The following is a 16060-nucleotide window of genomic DNA, read 5'->3' as shown; positions in this document are numbered from 1 at the left end:
TTCTGCGAGAATAGAAAGAGAAAGGAGGAATTATGACAAACGCTTTTCCACCGGAAGATATCAGTGCAAGGTTTGATAATATTGATACTCGTTTAGAAGAGATAGGTGACGAACTGGATTTGCTGAGGACAGTACAAAATGCTAACAGGCGGGAAACAAGGGGTAACTCCCAAACCATTGCAAGGTTAGAGCGTACCATTAGGGAACTGGCTGACATTGCACGCCTCCATCAGGAAGGATTACGCGCTGCTCAAAGAGATGCTGAACGTGACCGTCAAACCATAAGGGAAACTGAAATTCAAGCTGACCGAGATCGTGAAGTTTTGCTTGCTTCCTTGCTTCAAGGCGAACGCGATCGCCAAGTCTTTCAAGAGGAAATCCGCAGAATTTGGGAGTATTTACGTGACCGAAATGGCGGCAGTAGCACACCGAATTAATTAACTCCATCCCGTTTACCTCGCCAAGTTCAAAAATTTCGAGGTCGATAAATCGCACAACATGGTTGCAGTGCCGAGCTTACCGTAAAGGCGGTTTTTCTCAACAATCAACTCAATAGTGCGATCGCTTAGGTCTTTGGTGTAGACAGCATCCCGGTAAAGCATGATTAACTGGTCACAAACCTCAAAAATTTCACCAGAGTTGCGAAGTAAATGACGATTGGGGCGTTTATCAGCCGTAGTTTGATTCCCCCGATTGATTTGACAGCCCAAGAAAACAGGGATTTTGTGAGACTTGGCAATATCCCGAATCTGACGGGTAATCTTGCCAACTTCAAAAGCCATATTCCCGCCTGACTCCAGAGGAATCTGTTGCAAGTAGTCAATAAACACAGCCCCAATAGAACCATCAAATTCGGCAATGGCACGGCGCACAGCAGAAGCAATCATTGTGGTTGTAGGGGAGGAATGCTCGTAAACCTTCCAAGGCAACTCCACCATCTGGACTATGCCTTGTGCTATTTGTTCCCAGTAACATTGAGTATTGGTTTGAATCATAGAAGCGTCTACACCTGTGATTCGGGCCAGCATTCGGGCATTGAGTTGATTCTTGTCCATTTCTGGAGTTACATACAGAACTGGCTTTCCAAGTTTGGTCATGATTTCGTAAGCATAAGAAATCATGAAGTGGGTTTTGCCCATGTGGGATTCAGCAGCCACTACAACTAAGCTGCTCGGATAAATGCCACCAGTGATATTTTCGAGGTCGTACCAGCCAACTTTGTCGCCTGCCATGTTTCCCATCTCCAGCTTTTGAAAAAGTTCAATGCCCATGTCTTGTGCTGAGAAAACCTTGCAGCGTTCATCGCTTTGATTTTGAGTAACACCAAAAACTTTCGCCTCAGCAAGGGATAGTACAAGTGGTAGTTCAGTCTGCGTCTCGTAACCGAGTTGGACAATTTCATTGCCCACTTTGATTAGCTGTCGCCGTCGATATTTCTCCATCACCAAATCAGCCAAAGCGTCGATGTTAACGGCTGATACAGTGCGGTCTACCAAAGTCGCTAACTTGTTTCTGCCACCAATGCGGTTGAGCAGATTGTGGTCAGCCAACCAAGCGGTGACGGTTAGTAAATCTGTGGGTTGAAACAGAGCGTGAAGCGTTGTCGCAGCTTGATAAATGTATGAGTGGGCGCTGATATAAAAGGCTTCAACGCTTAGGCGATCGCTGACTCTGGTTATCGCTTCTGGGTCAAGCATAATCCCACCCAAAATCGCTTCTTCAGCCTCGATGTTTTGTGGAGGCAAGTTGTCAAGTGACCTGTCAGGATGGAAAGAAACTACGTTGTCTTGATTAGGGTGCATAATTAGGCTCTAAGTGCTAATTTTAACTGCGCTTCAACTTCTCGCAAATTCGTGGAAGAGGGTCTGGTGTTGCTTGGAACTTTTGGCTCATTTGCTTTGGCTTGAAGTTTCGCTTTTAGCTCCAGCATTTGTGGGCTGTGCTGATACCCATTGGATGGAACCCGAATGGATTGCTCTTGCTGACGGCGCTTATGATCTTGTGCCAAAGCATCTTCGAGCGTGATGCTAGTGGTGTTACTTGGTCTTTTTGTCGTAGCAGTATGCAATTGGGGTAGGGGCTGTTTTTCTGTTTGCAATGCCTGGTTATAGCGCTGCATCAGGTTTGTCCATCCCCCTTTGGTTTTTTCCCAGGTGTTCATGACTGCGATCGCATGATCTATTTCCTGTTGTGTGGAGCGTTTCGATTTCGTGGCTAACTCAGCAGCCAAGAAGTCCACGACTATCGGGTTGAAGTTCTGGTAGAGGTTATTCAGCTTTCGTTCTCCATTGCGCCAAGGTAAAACCCAGCAATTCCACTTGATTGTTTCTCTGACAAGCAGTGGTAGAGAATCATCACTCATAGCAGTCGGGTCTGTTAGCCAAGCATCAATCAGTTCTTTTACGTTCCGGGCTGTCTTGTAGGGACAGGTTAGTTGCGGCTTATTCGCTTGTTCGCGTTTCTCGAACGACCCCCCCGCAATAGTTGATCCTCTTGAGGAATTATCAGTTTGTTGCGAAGACTCGGATTTTTTTAACAACGAAGTGGGTTGTTGTGGGGTTGGTTCTTCTGGGGTTGGTTTTTCTAAGCTTGGTTTTTCAAGTTCAATTTCTTTCGTTGTTAAATCAAGTTCTTCTTTTTCACACACACACTCTTGGGTGGGGGGCGCGGGTGGCGAAGCCAGGGGCGCATTGTGTGTAATCTCTGAAGTAATCTCTGAAGTAATCTTTGAAGTAATCTTTGAAGTAATCTCTGTATCTATTAGATCATTTTCACCTTTTCGGCAATTGGAATTTAACCTTTTCGGAAATTCCATTTTCACCTTTTCGGCAATTCACTTTTTCGTCAGAACCAGAAGCTACTTGTGTTTTGATATGTTCAGGAGCTAATGATGGAGTTTGAACTACAAGATTTAGTAGTTCAAGAAAATTCTCCCAGTCGATTCGGATATGTTTAGTTGGACTATTAGCAAATTTGTAAAGCGCAGTCACAATTAGATTTTTGGACTCTAATAACTTGATAGCTGTATCAAATTGCTTGGGTGTAATTCTGCACTCTTTCCACCAATCATCACGCTTTTTAGCCAGCCACTTGTACCCCTCACGTTCAATTCTGAGTCGGGGTTGCCCTTCATGATCCGGTAAATGCCAGTAGATGATCTGACTAAGTAAAATTCCAGCGATTAAGTCACCACCAGCCACGTCTACATAACAACGTTTGACTTCTATCGTGTCCCTAGAACTCGATTCCCAGGCTAGAAAACTGTTTTGGTCAGAGAGCCAACTCATCTTTCTAGACCTCCTTTCATCATGTTTTCTGATAGAATCATGGTTATATTCTCCATTCCTCAAAAATTGTGAGTTTATTCTGACCCCGCACTGCGCTACAGGCGGGGATTTTGCTTTATTCACGCATCAAACGGAAATTGTCTAACTTGCAGATGAAGAGGAAACTCTTCAATTTCCCCCCCCTTTTTGTCACGGGTTTTGAATCGCTGTCCCCGAAATATTGCATTCGCCCCCAACTGCTTCACAAACACAGGTGTTTTAGCCGCGTGACATTGTTGGACAATCGATTCGAGCCATTCGATGTGGCATGGTCTGGAATTTGGGCCAGATTCACCACCAACAATTACTAACTGAACATCATTCAAGTAGTGAGTGATATCGCCCAAATCTTCTAGTAATGGTTCAACTGACCAAAACCGAATTAAAGCTGGAATTTTGCTAAGAAATTGACTACGTTCTTCTAAAGTGCGGCGATTCTCAATCGAAGTTCCTGTCCAAATATTTAAAGGTAACTTGTCTAGTCCATGACAGGAGAGCCATTCATCCATAGATGAAAGCATGATTTCTGGACGTTTGGTGAGAATCTGAAATACTTGATTGGGAGCAACGAACATTCCGTCCAGCATTTCATGTTGCCAAAAACGCGGAACCCATTCACCAAAAACATCAGTCATTGAAGAAACGAAATGCTTTTTAGGTTTTCTTTGGAATCCCCATTTCCGAATAGCTTCTGTATCTAACACTAGTTCGGGTAGTTGTCCAGAGTAGGGTTGCTTGTTTCCGCCAAAGAAAGAGGTTTTATTTAATTTCTCTGCATAACAATTTGCACAACCCTCGCTTTTCTTATGACACCACCAACCGCCTCCTTTGACATGGATGATATTATCTGTTAAGTCTGTCCATTCTATGTTTGTGGGCATAAACACCTCTGAAATTTGAAATTAGACAATACATTTGAAAATGGTTAATAAAACACCTCTTACGGAATATGATTCCCCGTGGAAGCAGATGTTGCAGTTGTATTTTGAAGACTTCATGCAATTCTTTTTTCCTCAAGCCCATGCTCACATTGATTGGAGTAGAGGTTTCGAGTTTCTAGATCAAGAGTTACAACAAGTAGTTCGTGATGCTGAATTAGGAAAACGGCTAATTGATAAATTGGTGAAAATCTATCGCATTGGGGGCGAAGAATCTTGGCTGTTGATTCATATAGAAATCCAAAGTCAAGAGGAAACCGATTTTCCTAAACGGATGTTTGTCTACAACTATCGAATTTTTGACCGTTACGATCGCTCTGTTGCATCATGCGCGATACTGGGGGATGACAACATCAACTGGCGACCATCGCAGTTTGGGTACGATTTGTTTGGTTGTACGGTTGATTTTCAGTTTCCTGTAATCAAGCTGCTAGACTATCAGCAAAGGTTGTCGGAGCTAGAAGCCAGTCGTAACCCCTTTGCTACGGTGGTAATGGCTCACTTGGCAGCAGTGCAAACCCGCAGTAATAGGTCGCAAAGGAAACAATCAAAACTGAATTTAGTGCGTCGGTTGTATGAGCAAGGGTTTGAACGCGAGGCTGTTGTTAACCTTTTGGCTTTTATTGATTGGATGCTAACGTTACCATTGGATTTAGAACTAGAGTTTAAAAGAGAAGTCGAACAATTGGAGGCACAACTGCGTATGCAGTACGTTACTAGTTTTGAGAGAATTGCTCGAATAGAATCTTTATTAAAAGGCATAGCTTTGGGATTAAAACTCAAATTTGGAACACCTGGACAAAACTTATTACCTGAAATTGAGCTTCTTGAAGATTTCAGATTGCTGGAATCAATCTTGTCAGCAATAGAAACAGCAGATACTGTGGATGAATTGCGTTCTATTTATCAGACAGCAGATGACACACCGTCAGAAAATTAGAATTGTTTGATATTTGATTTTCAAGGTTCAGCAAGTTTTGAGTGCCGAAATTAGCGTTAATTAAGCACTCAATGAAGTATCGTTATCAATTTCTGCACCCAGATGATCAAACAGATCCGCCTGATCACCCCAACAATCCCAGCCAACTCTAGACGAACGTGCGAACATCTCCAGCTTGGTCATATCAGGACACAGCTTTTCTACAAGTTCAAAAAACTGTTCGGGCTTACGTGAATGCTCACGACGGGGTGAGTGTAAAATGCTTGACTGGTTTGTGAGTGTCCGTTCCATGTATGGGTTGAGTCTGCCACCAGTTAACTCAGCTAAAGTTTTCATGGCCAAGCTAAAGTTTTCATGGCCAGGACAAGAGTATGCAATCGCTGTTCAACTGGGGGGAGGGCTGGTGTGGAGGGTTGTTCTTGTGGTTGGGTGGCGGGTTTAGTCCACCCCATTAAATCTTGAATCCAGGCACGAACACCAATGCTTTCAAAAGCTTCACAGGCTAATTTTGCTTGTGCGGTACATCTCTTACCAGCTTCATAGCCGTAATAATGAAGTATGGTTGCTACAGCGACATCGGGAATACCGGACTCAGACCATGATTTAATCTCAGCACCTTCAAAGCCTTTGTAGATAAGCCTTTCAGCCAGTTTAGAGCGAGAAATATCAGCAGCAGTTTTGAGGCTTCTGAGCAATCCAGCATCATTAACATTTGCTAATCTGGCTGCTGCCCGAACACTGGCCTTGCCCTGACCATTAGCGTCGATTTGAATCTCTTGTTTTATCTGGTCGATAATTTGAGCGATTTCGATTTGTGACATAACTTTAGTTGGGTGATAATTTTTCCTTGTTGATTAGAGAGAATTAGACATTCACGCGCACCAAACTTTTTTCACCGACCAATGAGAAGCGATTAAACATTGTCGGTGTTTCAGTCAATGTGGGCGATAGCAATTCGACAAGGTAAAACCAAAACTTATCTACAAGTACAACCCCCAGAATCAGCCGTTGTTTTGTGTCATCCCCATAAGAACACAGGATTATTTTCTGCCCCAAAACGAAAGCAGGTTTTTGCACAGTGAGGGTTTCTAACTGCCCAGTCCCAATGATTTGGTGTTCTGTAGCGTGGACAATTTCATCACCACAGATGACTGTATAAAGCCAACACTCATATTTCCATTGCACACCAGAACAATAGCCGAATGTTCTTGTGGTTTTCAGGTAAACTCTCTCTAATAAATTGACATCAACCGTTGGAATTGTTTTGCCCCAAGGTGGGGAAATATACCAACTATTTTTCAGGGTATTAACGTAGTCAATCATGCTTTCTCCTCGTTGATTTTAATTTCAATAAGGTCAACAACCTAAAAATCCTCGGCAATCTCCAACAAAAAGCCGCGTCCCGTGTTCTGCACTTGCACCAGTTCTTTATCCAGCAGAGTTTGAATAACTGAATCGGAGAATTGAAACTGAAGACGGTGCAATGGAACACAACCGCCGCAAAGTCGAATCGAACGCAGCAAATGATTAGCCCTACGGTCAAAGCTGTCTGTAGACTTAGCCATTGTTTGCACCTTGAGTTAATACAGTTAACTGCCGATTGAGAATGCTTATCTGTTGTTGATAAAAGTCAATCTCTGCGGTAATTTGCTGGAATAATTCTTCTGGCGTGAGCGGTTGGATTTGATCCTCTTTCAAGTACGATATTTCATCAGAATTCTTGTTAGGCATCAGCACATAACGCCAGCCATCATCAAATTGTTCAGCTAACTCTGTACCAGAGGGATAGTAATAAAGTCCAAGAATCGTGCCTTGTTCTGTGCGCTGCTCCAAAGTAAAGCGAGGGTAGCCCCAGTGTTGGGGAATGGATATTGTGGGTTGCATATTTGTAATGAGTGAATGATTAAGGGAAGGGGAAAGGGCAATATCAATTCGTAATTTCCAATTCGCAATTCGCAGTTTAATTGCGAAAAAGCGAGTTGCGAATTGGAATTATGCTGTTACAGGCTCCCGTAACCGTTGCCAGTTTTGAGCGGTTAACTGCTCACAGTTAGCCACTTCTGCATCTAGCAACTGCTGTAATTCGTCAGTAGTCAGCTGTTGCAATGGGAGATGCTGCAAGTATTCAGGAGTGGGTTCAGTTGCAAATGAAGTATCTGCCATCGACAGCGATCGCACTGCATCATATACCGAGTTAGAATACTGCTGCTGACCTGAATAACGCCTCTTTACCCACCAGTTCCCGTCAGTGCATCCGACTTGCCCCAGTTTCACGCCGTTGTTGTTGTAAATGCCATCATCAAGAATTTCAAACCCATAATCTTGGCACTCGTTGAAGATATGCGCCATGATTTGGTTTTCAGTCGTGGGGGGTGTTGTTTCTTTCTCCTGCACAGGTAATGAGCCGTCTTTATAGTGAGTGCAGATGAAGCGATCGCAACGCATTAAAGTATTGGCACGAAATAATTCTTTATCGTTGATCATGACTAACCAGCGTTGCGTTAAATGGTTGTCGTCATGGCTGATGCTGGCTACCAGTTTGTCATCAGCGTAATATTCGTGATGGTCAAACGAAATTTCGACTATTGTGAGGGGTTCGGGAGCTATGCCTTGGGCTTGGTCAGCGATGTAGTTGTCGAGTTCGGCTTGGGCGAGGGCTTGGTTGTCGGGGGCAGCAGGGGTGAGTTTCTGAATCTTGCTTGACTGATAGTTAACAATGGCACAAATCCAGGCATCCTTACAGCGTTTGTCGCTTACTTCGGCTGTGCAGGCGATTTCGCTGTAGATTTGCTTGAGTCGGGCAATAGATTTCAGTTGCAGCTGTTGATAAGTGTAAATGGCGTGAGTCATAATTAAGATTCCCTGTACAAATGTATGGGTTTTTCAAAAGGCGATCGCTTCCAAAGTTTCCGAGGCTAAGGGCGATTGCCTTTTGTGATAGTTATATTGTGCTACTCTGCTAACTGATTGTCAACATACTGATTAGCAGTTATTCTGTTAATTGATAGCCTGTATATTGATTGGCTGTTATTCTGTAATCAGATAAGCGTTAATGGAGGTTAATCATTAAAAACGTGTTAGCAGTTTGGATGGAAGCATATATTGATATTTCGCAATGGTGGCCCAAAACTGAAGATGGTAGCCTCTTGTCTGTCTACGCAGTTCATAGGCAGTTTGAGGGTAGCCCGAATGAAGTCACTAGACATACCTTGACTGTCGCCCGTGATGGCAGGCTAAAAAAAGCGGATATCGATAATTTGGTAAAACTAGCAAGGATTTGCTCTGTGCTGTCTGGAGAGTTAGTAACTGTCAATGACATTGTGAAAATTCAAGAGGACTCGTGAAGATGATAATGCCCCACCGAGTTCAATCCCAGAGCATTATTGCCATAACTCACCACATACTTAATCTATTTGTCATTGATTTTGAGCAAATACTATTGAATTAAAGGGGTGGAATGATGGCTAAACCATCTTCTAGGCGTAAAAAAGCCACCTCTGCCGTAGAGATAAATTCAAAATCACTCAGTAACTCTGCAAATGAAGATATCTCTGTTGAGGAAAATCCATCTACAGCAACAATTACGGTTAGTGCTGTTGAAGTAGAGGAATTGACCGACGAGGAACAAAGCGATCGCCTACTCCTGGAGCGGAAAGTAGAACGGGCGTTTTTTGAGGCAGGTAAGGCACTGGCAGAATTGCGCGATCGTCGCCTTTACCGTTCAAGTCACCGCACGTTTGAGGATTATTGTCGCGATCGCTTTGGGCATAGTCGTCGCCAGTCTTATCTTTTAATGGATGCGGCTACTGTTTTTGATAACTTGGTTGAAATTTGTGATCAATTTGATCACAAATTGCCGACAGCAGAGGGGCAAGTCCGACCCATAACTAAACTTGAACCCCAGGAACAGCAGGAAGTGTGGCTAAGAGCAGTAGAACTTGCTGGTGGGAAAGTGCCAACTGGTAGAATCGTCAAAGATGTTGTGCAGCGCATCATGGAGCGTACCCAAGTACCTAATACTTACCAAATCGGTGAAGTCTGCCAAATCTTAGTTAAGGACAACCCGGAACTCAGAGGAATGGGTGGGTGTTGGGCAATTGTCAGCGCAGTGAATGACTTTAGTTGCACCGTGAGAATGTGGGATGGCGAGTACACCGTTGCTTTGCAGCACCTTAAATCTTACAACTACTTACCTGCCGAGTGTGAGCAGATGCAGGTGATTTGCGATCGCATCAATCGGGTGTATTCGAGTGGGCTGGAGGAGTCGGTGCAGAAGTTTCTGGAGTCGTTGGGGAAGCCCAAGCGTGCTTATTTGACGGTGTTGGAAGAAAAAGTGTTGAGTCTTTTAGAGTCGGAATTACACAATAAGGAAAGCTGGGAATAAGGCAGGAATTTATGCGGGAGCATCCACTTTTGGCAGAAACACTCAAATAGCAAGTAAACCATTCAGATAAGCACAACGAACAGAAAGGATTTGGTTGACACTCCCAACATTCCACTGTGCGCCAGAAATTTTCATCCTAGCTCCAATCTGTTTAATAGCAGACTCGACTGCACCAGAACCAATAGAACAAAGTTGTTCAGCTTGGTAATAGCTATAGTTGACAATACGGGAGCAATGTTTTTCGAGATAAGCAATGAAGTTCTTAGCTTGTTTGCCTCGGCAATTATGAAATAAAGCCTTGGCTTCTTCAACTTGACCCTGCCATAAAAGAGTTTCAGCTGCTTTGAGTCGCTTTAAAGAACCACCCACAATGCAAGAGATTTTCCTTGAGATGATACCAATCTAAAATTTCCCAACGCTCAAAATTCTCACTTTTACCAAACTCTTTGACGAGATTCCATACACCATCATGACCATCTCCTAAGCAGACTAACGGGTTAACTAGACGCTGGCTATTGACATAATCAATTAATGATTGGTTGTCATCAAAAAACGCACCATAGTAAATCCCTTGCAGACGAACCGTTTTATAGTCTCGCCAGTGACAGCCTGCTTTCGGCTTACCTCTAAGTCGAACTTTTCCTCCATCTACGCTTACTTCTGAAACTGATTGTAATGCTACGGGTAGTTGAAAATCTTGTGACAGCACTAGTTTTTGTTGCGTTGAGTGACCAACTTTCACTCCTGTTAATGCCTCAATCTCGATTTCTGCTTTTTGATATGATTCATTGGCTGATAGCCTCAAACAACACTTTTGAAGTAATGGACTTAACCTACTTCTTGCTTTTAAACCTAGTCTTTGTAGCTGTTTGGCTTTAAGAGTCAATTCCCCTACTAGGCTTTTAATCTTTCTGGTTTTACCTACTTTTGTTCCAGTTTTTTGTTCGATAAAAAAAGGGCTATTTCTGGGCTGACTAGTTCTAATACTTGACTGCGAACTGTTTTTTCTATGCCTTCGAGGTCTGTCAGCTTACTTTTGTCTGCTTCTTCATACAGCAGTTTTGACAATTCTTGTAAGCAGGCTTTGATCCGTTCTTGTTTCTCTTGGTTCATTGTCAGCGATCGCACAGGGTTATTTCTCTTTACATTTTCCCATAAATGATAAATCTTCCAAAAGTGGATGCTCCCAATTTATGCCAGCGATTAAGTCATCGTCAATGAAGTTTGCTGTTCAAGCCGAGTTTGTAAATCTACAATCAGGTTCTCTCCACTGCGTCGCGCTGACCATAAACCAGAATACTGCAAACCTATATTCCACTCTCCTTGCATATAATCTTCATTTTCTGAAACCATACCTGTATATCTAACTGGTACAGGTGAGGTAACTAAATAACGTTTAGTAAAACTGATAGTGCGCCCAATTACCTCGCCATTGACCTGAGCTTCTCCTAAATAGTTGTCATCCAAAATGGAACCACTAAAAGTATTTCCACTCGGAACAAAGGTTGCTTCAAAGCGACTAGGAATATCATCTTGCCAGTAAGTTCCTAACCAATTACCACTAAGGTCTGCCATATTGTTTCCTAGTAAGGATGTCTATGCGCTCACCCGAATTGAAGTAATTGACGCAGCAGGTAGTTTACTCACTATTGTTAAGCTGAAACCGTCAACCGTCCAACTGTATCGATATTATCGCTGTTGAGTATCGCAGTAAACCCTAGTAAAATACGACAGTAGAAGGGGGAAGGTAACGGCAGTATTCATTGGTGAACGATTATTAGGAATGGCAAGGATTACTCACAGGCGTACTATCATTATGAATTTTAGAGTCAGGGCAATCGCTTGGTCGAGTCGTGGAAGTACATTCCCAAGCGGTTACTGAAGCGGATTTAGTAGATGGAGTGGGAAAAAACGGCAGTGAAGGAGATATTGCAGTTATTAGGAGCGAAAAAATGATAATTCTGAAGCTGTCACCCCAACGGCTGTTGAAATCTCTGGGCTAATCAGCCAAAACAGAGCAATCACCTTTTATTAGAGCGAAAAGGTATATCCCGCTTGAAAACGTGAAACTCTTGCTGTGGCTGGGTGTAGACGGTTGGGTGCAGGGTGTAGGAAAAAAAATCAGAAAAGCCAAAATTAAGTCCAACCTTAATAAATTCCTTTATTACTAAACCCCACACCCATAGCTGTTATATTCGATTTAGCTTTAAGGGGCGTGCCATTCGGTTTTGTAACAATGTACTAAGGATGAATAATGCCGGAGTAAATAGCGACGACGCTTAGAATAATCACGCTAGTAACCAGGGTGAGGGCAATACGAAATCCCTTATTAGGCAATTGTTCGCGGGTAAGCACGCTATCTGCTTGTACCTGAGTTAATGGCTCAGTTTTTGATTCGGGCTGAATAGGGGAAGTAGTATCCTTTGACAAAGGAGCTTTACTCTCGAATTTTGTTGTTTCAGCTTCTGGTGATTGCATAGATTTTTGTTGATTTTTTGGGCTATCTTTACAATTGTTAATAAAGTTTTTAATTAATACCTCTTTCTTAAGAAAAGTTTTGCTAGAGAATATACTTCTACTAAAGGATTAGTAAATGTAAAGCTAAACCTAATTAATGTGATCTGGGCGAAAACAAGAGGTTTAGTAGACGGTGTACAACGAGCCGAGGGTAAAGTACCACTTATCGCATTGTTAAATATGGGTGCATATGGGTGCAACAAATTATGGAACGCACCCAATTGGCGAAGTGTGCCAAATACTAGCAAAAGACAACCCAGAACTCAGAGGCAAAGGTGGGTGCTGGGCGATTGCCAGCGCAGTGAATGACTTTAGTTGCACGGTGAAAATGTGGGATGGCGAGTATGCTGTTGGGTTGCAGCACATGAAGTCCTTCAATTATCTACCTGCCGAGTGTGAGCAGATGCGGGTGATTTGCGATCGCATCAGTCGGGTGTATTCCGATTCGCTGGAGGAGACAGTTAAAAATCTGTTGCAGTCGTTGGGGAAGGTGAATCGGGCTTATTTAACGGCTGTCGAAGAGAAATTGTTGAATGTACTGGAGTCTGAATATGGGAGAGAGATAACACCCTAAACAATTTTGGCAAATTGGCATCCAATGTCTTTGGGTTGCAGTTTCAATGGAGTTAGCAACACAACGGGACAGTGAAGAAGTTGTACGAGGGAAAAGATAAAACTTCCCGCTTCTTGACATCCAGCTATGCCAGTTGTTTTGTTGAGTGCTGTAGAACCCCTCTACATGATTCATACAGCGCTCAACAAAGTTCAGTTCCCACGCTACAACTGGCTAGAAATTAACAAAACTCAATAGAATTTCAGAAGATGTAGATAACTGGCATTTCTCTAAGAGCGATGCCTGCTTTGGGCTACGCTTACGCATCAGTAGATTGCAGAACCGCGAAAATTTGGAAAATGCCCTAAGTGCTGTGTTGAAGTACTTGGGAGAGTTGAAGCGACTGTATTTGACGGAGGTAGAAGAGAAGGTGTTAGGTTTGATTGAGAAAGAATATGGAATTGATGATAGATTTGGCTTTGAGCTAAATAATGTTTATGACCGTAACTACCTATAAATGGACAATTAAACGTTATCACCAAGCAATAGAGGCAGGTATCTTTGATGACCAGTCCATTGAACTATTGCGTGGCGACCTGATTGTTATGCCCCCAGAACGAGAACCTCACGCCTACTACAACACAGAAGCAGCTGATTATCTTCGTACACTGCTTGGTGAACGGGTAAAAATCCGCGATGCCAAACCGATTACCTTACCCAACGATTCAGAACCTGCTCCCGATGTTGCGATTGTCAAACCTTTAGGTGAGGTCTACTTAGAACACCATCCTTACCCAGAAGATATCTTTTGGGTTATTGAATTTTCCAAAGCCACCCTGAGCAAAGATTTAGGTGACAAAAAAGACATTTATGCTGAGGCTGGTATTGTTGAATACTGGGTTGTCAACCTGAAGACTCCGCAGTTAAAAGTATTTCGTGACCTAAAAAATGGGGAATACAAAACCGAACTGACATTAACCACAGGTACTATTTCACCCCTTTGCTTTCCTGATGTATCTGTCCAAGTTCAGCGTCTTATAAGTAAGACGTAGTGCAATGCATAATTGAAAGGACGAAAGTATTACCAAACACCTACTAAATCGGCGAAGTCTGCCAAATCCTTGCTCTTGACAACCCAGAACTCAGAGGAAAGGGTGGCTGTTGGGGGATTGTCAGCCAAGCAAATGAGTTCAGTTGCACTGTGAGAATGTGGGATGGCGAGTACGCCATTGGGTTGCAGCACCTCAAATCTTACAATTACCTGCCTGCCGAGTGTGAGCAGATGCGGGAGATATGTAATCGCATCAGTCGAGTGTATTCGAGTGGGCTGGAGGAATCGGTGCAGAGGTTTTTGGAGTCGTTGGGGAAGGTGAACCGTTCTTATTTGACAGCTTTGGAAGAGAAAGTGTTGAGTTTGCTGGAAGCTGAAATTGCAAATTAACGTTTGTTAAATAATGTTTGACTGTCCTCCTCGTTACTTCCGGTTGAAATAGGCTATTTATGTAATGCTAAGGGGATTTACCAAGATGCCAAAAAAGAGCCAGAGCAATTCTTTGAGTAAGATTAAACAAGAAACCTCTGTTGGTTCGCGCATCTTTGAAGCACTTACAGAAAGGGAAATTTCCCAGCTACTGGATGAATTATTTGCGATTTTATCCGACGAACAGCGAGTAACTGTGTTTGCTAAACTGCAAGGGAATACCCAGGAGACTTTAACTCAAATCATCGCTCCACCTCAAACAGTAGAACAGGTAAAAATAAGCAAAGCACAACCAATTTCTTTGGCAAAATTAGCTCAAACTTGGTCTCAATTATGGGGAGAATGGAATCAGATTATTTGGCAAGCATCACAGTCAGAGGGAAAATATATAGTCCAAGAAGCAAGCTGGGAAGAACCTTATTTTGATGACTGTACTTTTGTTGAAGATTTAGAAGCAGTTGCACAAAAGATGAAGCCATTGGTAAAAACGGCTTTTGAGAATGGCTTTAGTAATGACGATGGTTTTGCAGCCAGTTTGTTGTCAGCAGAAAGTGAAATCTCTAATGGTATACCCGACTGGATGGAAATTGCTAATGGTATTCATTTGGAAGGAGCGACAACAAGTAGCTTGTTGGAATGGGAATGGTTATTGGTGCAGTCACAAGGACAAAATGGGTTCAAATTAGCTCAAAGAATTAGGGAATTGGATGAGGAATTTTACCACACCAGTTTAGATGATGATGCTGTGATCGATTTCTTTTCCAATTTACCTGATGTTGAAAAAAAGTTAATTTTTGACGGATTGACAGCCAATCGAGAAGTTTCTCTGTGGAAGCATGACTTAGAGAATACTTTTTCTTATTGGCATATAGTTTACATGGAATTGATGCAGCAATTTGCAACCCCAGAGATATATTTGAACAATCTCCGGGCGACTATTTCCCAGGAATGGCAAAATGGTTTACCTGTAATCGAGGATTTGTTGGCTAAACAAGAATATAGAGAAAGTCTTACAGTGATTCAAGAGACTTTGGATGCGTTATTAAAAAACAAACCTGACTTGAATCCCTGGATACCGGAAAACTCGCTGCTATTTGTTGCTGTGGATGGATTTTCTTACGCTCCTGGGAATTGGGAAAAGGAAAAAACTTTACTTCGCTATTATCAGCAAGCTGTTCGAGAATTGGGAGAAATCGAACGGGTGAATGCGTTGTCAATTCAATATATTACTTTTGAATGTTGTTACGACTGGTCGAGTATGTTCAAAGCTTTTGCTGAGATACCAGTTAATAAAGAGACTCAGCAAGCCTTGTTTACATCTTGGCGTGAATCAATAATTAAACGTGGTACACCATACAGATATTCATATTTTTATACAAATCAAAAACCCTTAGATACTTGGTGGTTGCATTGGTTGCTCGATAGTATTACAACTGAGGAAAAAGGACATACTTGGTTTAGGCAACAAATTATCGAGTGGTTGGAGAATTTACCTGAAGATGAAGGACAACTGGGTGGGGAATATAGTATTTTACATTTGTTAACAAAAGATTTGACCGAGATAAAGTATCAGGGAAAATCCCCCTATCCTAAGTTTTATGAGATTGTGATTCTACCAAACCAACTATCGACACGGGATGATATTTCTAGGAGAACGTATCTCCAAGAATATGCACCCCCTGATTTGTGGGAAAGAGTGATGGCTTATTGGCAAGCAAATTTACACAACTTTGTACCCAGACCGGACTCGTCTCAAAGCTCGGATTATACGAAAAATGCACAATGGATGTCTGCCTTGAAGGAGTTAGCACCGCAGAGTTATGATAGTTTGTTGTCCCAATGGAAAGTCCAGCATAAGCGACGACCTAATTTGTGGAAAGCGATGAGAAATTTGGGATTGGATTGATGTAAAGCATTAAGCT

The 16060-nt window shown here is 42.6% G+C and carries 22 protein-coding genes and 1 pseudogene; 10 read left to right on the top strand and 13 right to left on the bottom strand.

Annotated elements, in window-relative coordinates:
- Positions 1 to 32 precede the first annotated feature (32 nt).
- Positions 33 to 437, top strand: a complete 405-nt coding sequence (locus CDG79_RS25855) for a hypothetical protein (RefSeq protein WP_094344677.1) — start codon at positions 33 to 35, stop codon at positions 435 to 437.
- Positions 438 to 452: 15 nt separating this feature from the next.
- Here CDG79_RS25855 and CDG79_RS25850 read toward each other — a convergent pair whose 3' ends face one another.
- The 4 genes from CDG79_RS25850 to CDG79_RS25835 all read right to left on the bottom strand — a co-directional run bounded on the left by CDG79_RS25850 (position 453) and on the right by CDG79_RS25835 (position 4207).
- Positions 453 to 1802 carry a replicative DNA helicase gene (locus tag CDG79_RS25850; protein ID WP_094344676.1) on the bottom strand — a complete coding sequence of 450 codons (1350 nt, stop codon included), beginning with the start codon at positions 1800 to 1802 and terminating at the stop codon, positions 453 to 455.
- 2 nt (positions 1803 to 1804) lie between these two features.
- Positions 1805 to 2815 carry a hypothetical protein gene (locus tag CDG79_RS25845; protein ID WP_223278324.1) on the bottom strand — a complete coding sequence of 337 codons (1011 nt, stop codon included), beginning with the start codon at positions 2813 to 2815 and terminating at the stop codon, positions 1805 to 1807.
- On the bottom strand, positions 2772 to 3287 hold the full coding sequence (locus CDG79_RS25840) for a hypothetical protein (protein ID WP_094344675.1): 516 nt from the start codon (positions 3285 to 3287) through the stop codon (positions 2772 to 2774). Before CDG79_RS25840 ends, CDG79_RS25845 begins: the two co-directional genes overlap by 44 nt.
- 119 nt (positions 3288 to 3406) lie before the next feature.
- The gene (locus tag CDG79_RS25835; RefSeq protein ID WP_094344674.1) at positions 3407 to 4207 is read right to left on the bottom strand and encodes a DUF5131 family protein; all 801 of its coding nucleotides are present in this window, start codon (positions 4205 to 4207) and stop codon (positions 3407 to 3409) included.
- Between the two features lie 40 nt (positions 4208 to 4247).
- Between CDG79_RS25835 and CDG79_RS25830 the strand changes: the two genes are divergently transcribed.
- Entirely contained in the window at positions 4248 to 5204 is a 957-nt protein-coding gene (locus CDG79_RS25830) for a cytosolic protein (RefSeq protein WP_094344673.1), read from the top strand.
- A 60-nt stretch (positions 5205 to 5264) separates the two neighbouring features.
- Here CDG79_RS25830 and CDG79_RS42780 read toward each other — a convergent pair whose 3' ends face one another.
- The 6 genes from CDG79_RS42780 to CDG79_RS25805 all read right to left on the bottom strand — a co-directional run bounded on the left by CDG79_RS42780 (position 5265) and on the right by CDG79_RS25805 (position 8054).
- On the bottom strand, positions 5265 to 5540 hold the full coding sequence (locus CDG79_RS42780) for an MT-A70 family methyltransferase (protein WP_223278328.1): 276 nt from the start codon (positions 5538 to 5540) through the stop codon (positions 5265 to 5267).
- On the bottom strand, positions 5537 to 6025 hold the full coding sequence (locus CDG79_RS25825) for a hypothetical protein (protein WP_189525133.1): 489 nt from the start codon (positions 6023 to 6025) through the stop codon (positions 5537 to 5539). Before CDG79_RS25825 ends, CDG79_RS42780 begins: the two co-directional genes overlap by 4 nt.
- A gap of 43 nt (positions 6026 to 6068) precedes the next feature.
- Positions 6069 to 6527, bottom strand: a complete 459-nt coding sequence (locus CDG79_RS25820; protein ID WP_094344672.1) for a DUF1392 domain-containing protein — start codon at positions 6525 to 6527, stop codon at positions 6069 to 6071.
- Positions 6528 to 6568: 41 nt separating this feature from the next.
- On the bottom strand, positions 6569 to 6769 hold the full coding sequence (locus CDG79_RS25815) for a hypothetical protein (RefSeq protein ID WP_094344671.1): 201 nt from the start codon (positions 6767 to 6769) through the stop codon (positions 6569 to 6571).
- Entirely contained in the window at positions 6762 to 7088 is a 327-nt protein-coding gene (locus tag CDG79_RS25810) for a hypothetical protein (protein WP_094344670.1), read from the bottom strand. The genes CDG79_RS25815 and CDG79_RS25810 overlap by 8 nt, the downstream gene beginning before the upstream one ends.
- 108 nt (positions 7089 to 7196) lie before the next feature.
- Complete coding sequence (locus CDG79_RS25805) at positions 7197 to 8054, bottom strand: hypothetical protein (protein ID WP_223278323.1); 858 nt, start codon at positions 8052 to 8054, stop codon at positions 7197 to 7199.
- A 239-nt stretch (positions 8055 to 8293) separates the two neighbouring features.
- On the opposite strand from CDG79_RS25805, the gene CDG79_RS25800 reads away from it, so the two are divergent.
- Positions 8294 to 8548, top strand: a complete 255-nt coding sequence (locus CDG79_RS25800; RefSeq protein ID WP_094329294.1) for a hypothetical protein — start codon at positions 8294 to 8296, stop codon at positions 8546 to 8548.
- Positions 8549 to 8664: 116 nt separating this feature from the next.
- Entirely contained in the window at positions 8665 to 9588 is a 924-nt protein-coding gene (locus tag CDG79_RS42775) for a hypothetical protein (RefSeq protein WP_094344669.1), read from the top strand.
- 42 nt (positions 9589 to 9630) lie between these two features.
- Here CDG79_RS42775 and CDG79_RS25790 read toward each other — a convergent pair.
- Both CDG79_RS25790 and CDG79_RS25785 read right to left on the bottom strand, forming a co-directional pair.
- Positions 9631 to 10701 (bottom strand): annotated as a pseudogene (locus CDG79_RS25790) (ISKra4 family transposase).
- A 90-nt stretch (positions 10702 to 10791) separates the two neighbouring features.
- The gene (locus CDG79_RS25785) at positions 10792 to 11163 is read right to left on the bottom strand and encodes a hypothetical protein (protein ID WP_094344668.1); all 372 of its coding nucleotides are present in this window, start codon (positions 11161 to 11163) and stop codon (positions 10792 to 10794) included.
- Positions 11164 to 11441: 278 nt separating this feature from the next.
- On the opposite strand from CDG79_RS25785, the gene CDG79_RS42770 reads away from it, so the two are divergent.
- Complete coding sequence (locus tag CDG79_RS42770; protein WP_189525132.1) at positions 11442 to 11591, top strand: hypothetical protein; 150 nt, start codon at positions 11442 to 11444, stop codon at positions 11589 to 11591.
- A 238-nt stretch (positions 11592 to 11829) separates the two neighbouring features.
- Here the strand turns inward: CDG79_RS42770 and CDG79_RS25780 are convergent, their stop codons facing one another.
- On the bottom strand, positions 11830 to 12066 hold the full coding sequence (locus CDG79_RS25780; RefSeq protein ID WP_094344667.1) for a hypothetical protein: 237 nt from the start codon (positions 12064 to 12066) through the stop codon (positions 11830 to 11832).
- A gap of 229 nt (positions 12067 to 12295) precedes the next feature.
- Here CDG79_RS25780 and CDG79_RS44025 point away from each other — a divergent pair, with 229 nt between their 5' ends.
- From CDG79_RS44025 to CDG79_RS44020, 5 genes are all read left to right on the top strand, one after another.
- The gene (locus CDG79_RS44025) at positions 12296 to 12679 is read left to right on the top strand and encodes a hypothetical protein (protein WP_223278322.1); all 384 of its coding nucleotides are present in this window, start codon (positions 12296 to 12298) and stop codon (positions 12677 to 12679) included.
- A gap of 313 nt (positions 12680 to 12992) precedes the next feature.
- Complete coding sequence (locus tag CDG79_RS25770) at positions 12993 to 13175, top strand: hypothetical protein (protein ID WP_223269930.1); 183 nt, start codon at positions 12993 to 12995, stop codon at positions 13173 to 13175.
- Entirely contained in the window at positions 13156 to 13710 is a 555-nt protein-coding gene (locus CDG79_RS25765) for a Uma2 family endonuclease (protein WP_094344666.1), read from the top strand. Before CDG79_RS25770 ends, CDG79_RS25765 begins: the two co-directional genes overlap by 20 nt.
- Before the next feature lie 155 nt (positions 13711 to 13865).
- Positions 13866 to 14099 (top strand): hypothetical protein, encoded by a 234-nt coding sequence (locus CDG79_RS25760; RefSeq protein ID WP_094344665.1) that lies wholly within the window; start codon positions 13866 to 13868, stop codon positions 14097 to 14099.
- Positions 14100 to 14184: 85 nt separating this feature from the next.
- A complete protein-coding gene (locus CDG79_RS44020) occupies positions 14185 to 16044 on the top strand; it encodes a hypothetical protein (RefSeq protein ID WP_223278321.1) in 1860 nt (619 codons plus the stop codon).
- The last annotated feature ends 16 nt before the right edge of the window (positions 16045 to 16060 follow it).

It is taken from the genome of Nostoc sp. 'Peltigera membranacea cyanobiont' 232 (assembly GCF_002245985.1).
Taxonomy (GTDB): domain Bacteria; phylum Cyanobacteriota; class Cyanobacteriia; order Cyanobacteriales; family Nostocaceae; genus Nostoc.
The sequence above is the reverse complement of the archived record's forward strand: the minus strand, read 5'-3'. Positions and strand labels throughout refer to the sequence as shown.

What these genes read in the sequence shown, in the direction of transcription:
- CDG79_RS25855 (WP_094344677.1), top strand. Translation starts at nt 33, where the DNA reads ATGACAAACGCTTTTCCACCGGAAGATATCAGTGCAAGGTTTGATAAT.
- CDG79_RS25850 (WP_094344676.1), bottom strand. Translation starts at nt 1,802, where the DNA reads ATGCACCCTAATCAAGACAACGTAGTTTCTTTCCATCCTGACAGGTCA.
- CDG79_RS25845 (WP_223278324.1), bottom strand. Translation starts at nt 2,815, where the DNA reads ATGGAATTTCCGAAAAGGTTAAATTCCAATTGCCGAAAAGGTGAAAAT.
- CDG79_RS25840 (WP_094344675.1), bottom strand. Translation starts at nt 3,287, where the DNA reads ATGAGTTGGCTCTCTGACCAAAACAGTTTTCTAGCCTGGGAATCGAGT.
- CDG79_RS25835 (WP_094344674.1), bottom strand. Translation starts at nt 4,207, where the DNA reads ATGCCCACAAACATAGAATGGACAGACTTAACAGATAATATCATCCAT.
- CDG79_RS25830 (WP_094344673.1), top strand. Translation starts at nt 4,248, where the DNA reads ATGGTTAATAAAACACCTCTTACGGAATATGATTCCCCGTGGAAGCAG.
- CDG79_RS42780 (WP_223278328.1), bottom strand. Translation starts at nt 5,540, where the DNA reads ATGAAAACTTTAGCTGAGTTAACTGGTGGCAGACTCAACCCATACATG.
- CDG79_RS25825 (WP_189525133.1), bottom strand. Translation starts at nt 6,025, where the DNA reads ATGTCACAAATCGAAATCGCTCAAATTATCGACCAGATAAAACAAGAG.
- CDG79_RS25820 (WP_094344672.1), bottom strand. Translation starts at nt 6,527, where the DNA reads ATGATTGACTACGTTAATACCCTGAAAAATAGTTGGTATATTTCCCCA.
- CDG79_RS25815 (WP_094344671.1), bottom strand. Translation starts at nt 6,769, where the DNA reads ATGGCTAAGTCTACAGACAGCTTTGACCGTAGGGCTAATCATTTGCTG.
- CDG79_RS25810 (WP_094344670.1), bottom strand. Translation starts at nt 7,088, where the DNA reads ATGCAACCCACAATATCCATTCCCCAACACTGGGGCTACCCTCGCTTT.
- CDG79_RS25805 (WP_223278323.1), bottom strand. Translation starts at nt 8,054, where the DNA reads ATGACTCACGCCATTTACACTTATCAACAGCTGCAACTGAAATCTATT.
- CDG79_RS25800 (WP_094329294.1), top strand. Translation starts at nt 8,294, where the DNA reads ATGGAAGCATATATTGATATTTCGCAATGGTGGCCCAAAACTGAAGAT.
- CDG79_RS42775 (WP_094344669.1), top strand. Translation starts at nt 8,665, where the DNA reads ATGGCTAAACCATCTTCTAGGCGTAAAAAAGCCACCTCTGCCGTAGAG.
- CDG79_RS25785 (WP_094344668.1), bottom strand. Translation starts at nt 11,163, where the DNA reads ATGGCAGACCTTAGTGGTAATTGGTTAGGAACTTACTGGCAAGATGAT.
- CDG79_RS25780 (WP_094344667.1), bottom strand. Translation starts at nt 12,066, where the DNA reads ATGCAATCACCAGAAGCTGAAACAACAAAATTCGAGAGTAAAGCTCCT.
- CDG79_RS44025 (WP_223278322.1), top strand. Translation starts at nt 12,296, where the DNA reads ATGGGTGCAACAAATTATGGAACGCACCCAATTGGCGAAGTGTGCCAA.
- CDG79_RS25765 (WP_094344666.1), top strand. Translation starts at nt 13,156, where the DNA reads ATGACCGTAACTACCTATAAATGGACAATTAAACGTTATCACCAAGCA.
- CDG79_RS25760 (WP_094344665.1), top strand. Translation starts at nt 13,866, where the DNA reads ATGTGGGATGGCGAGTACGCCATTGGGTTGCAGCACCTCAAATCTTAC.
- CDG79_RS44020 (WP_223278321.1), top strand. Translation starts at nt 14,185, where the DNA reads ATGCCAAAAAAGAGCCAGAGCAATTCTTTGAGTAAGATTAAACAAGAA.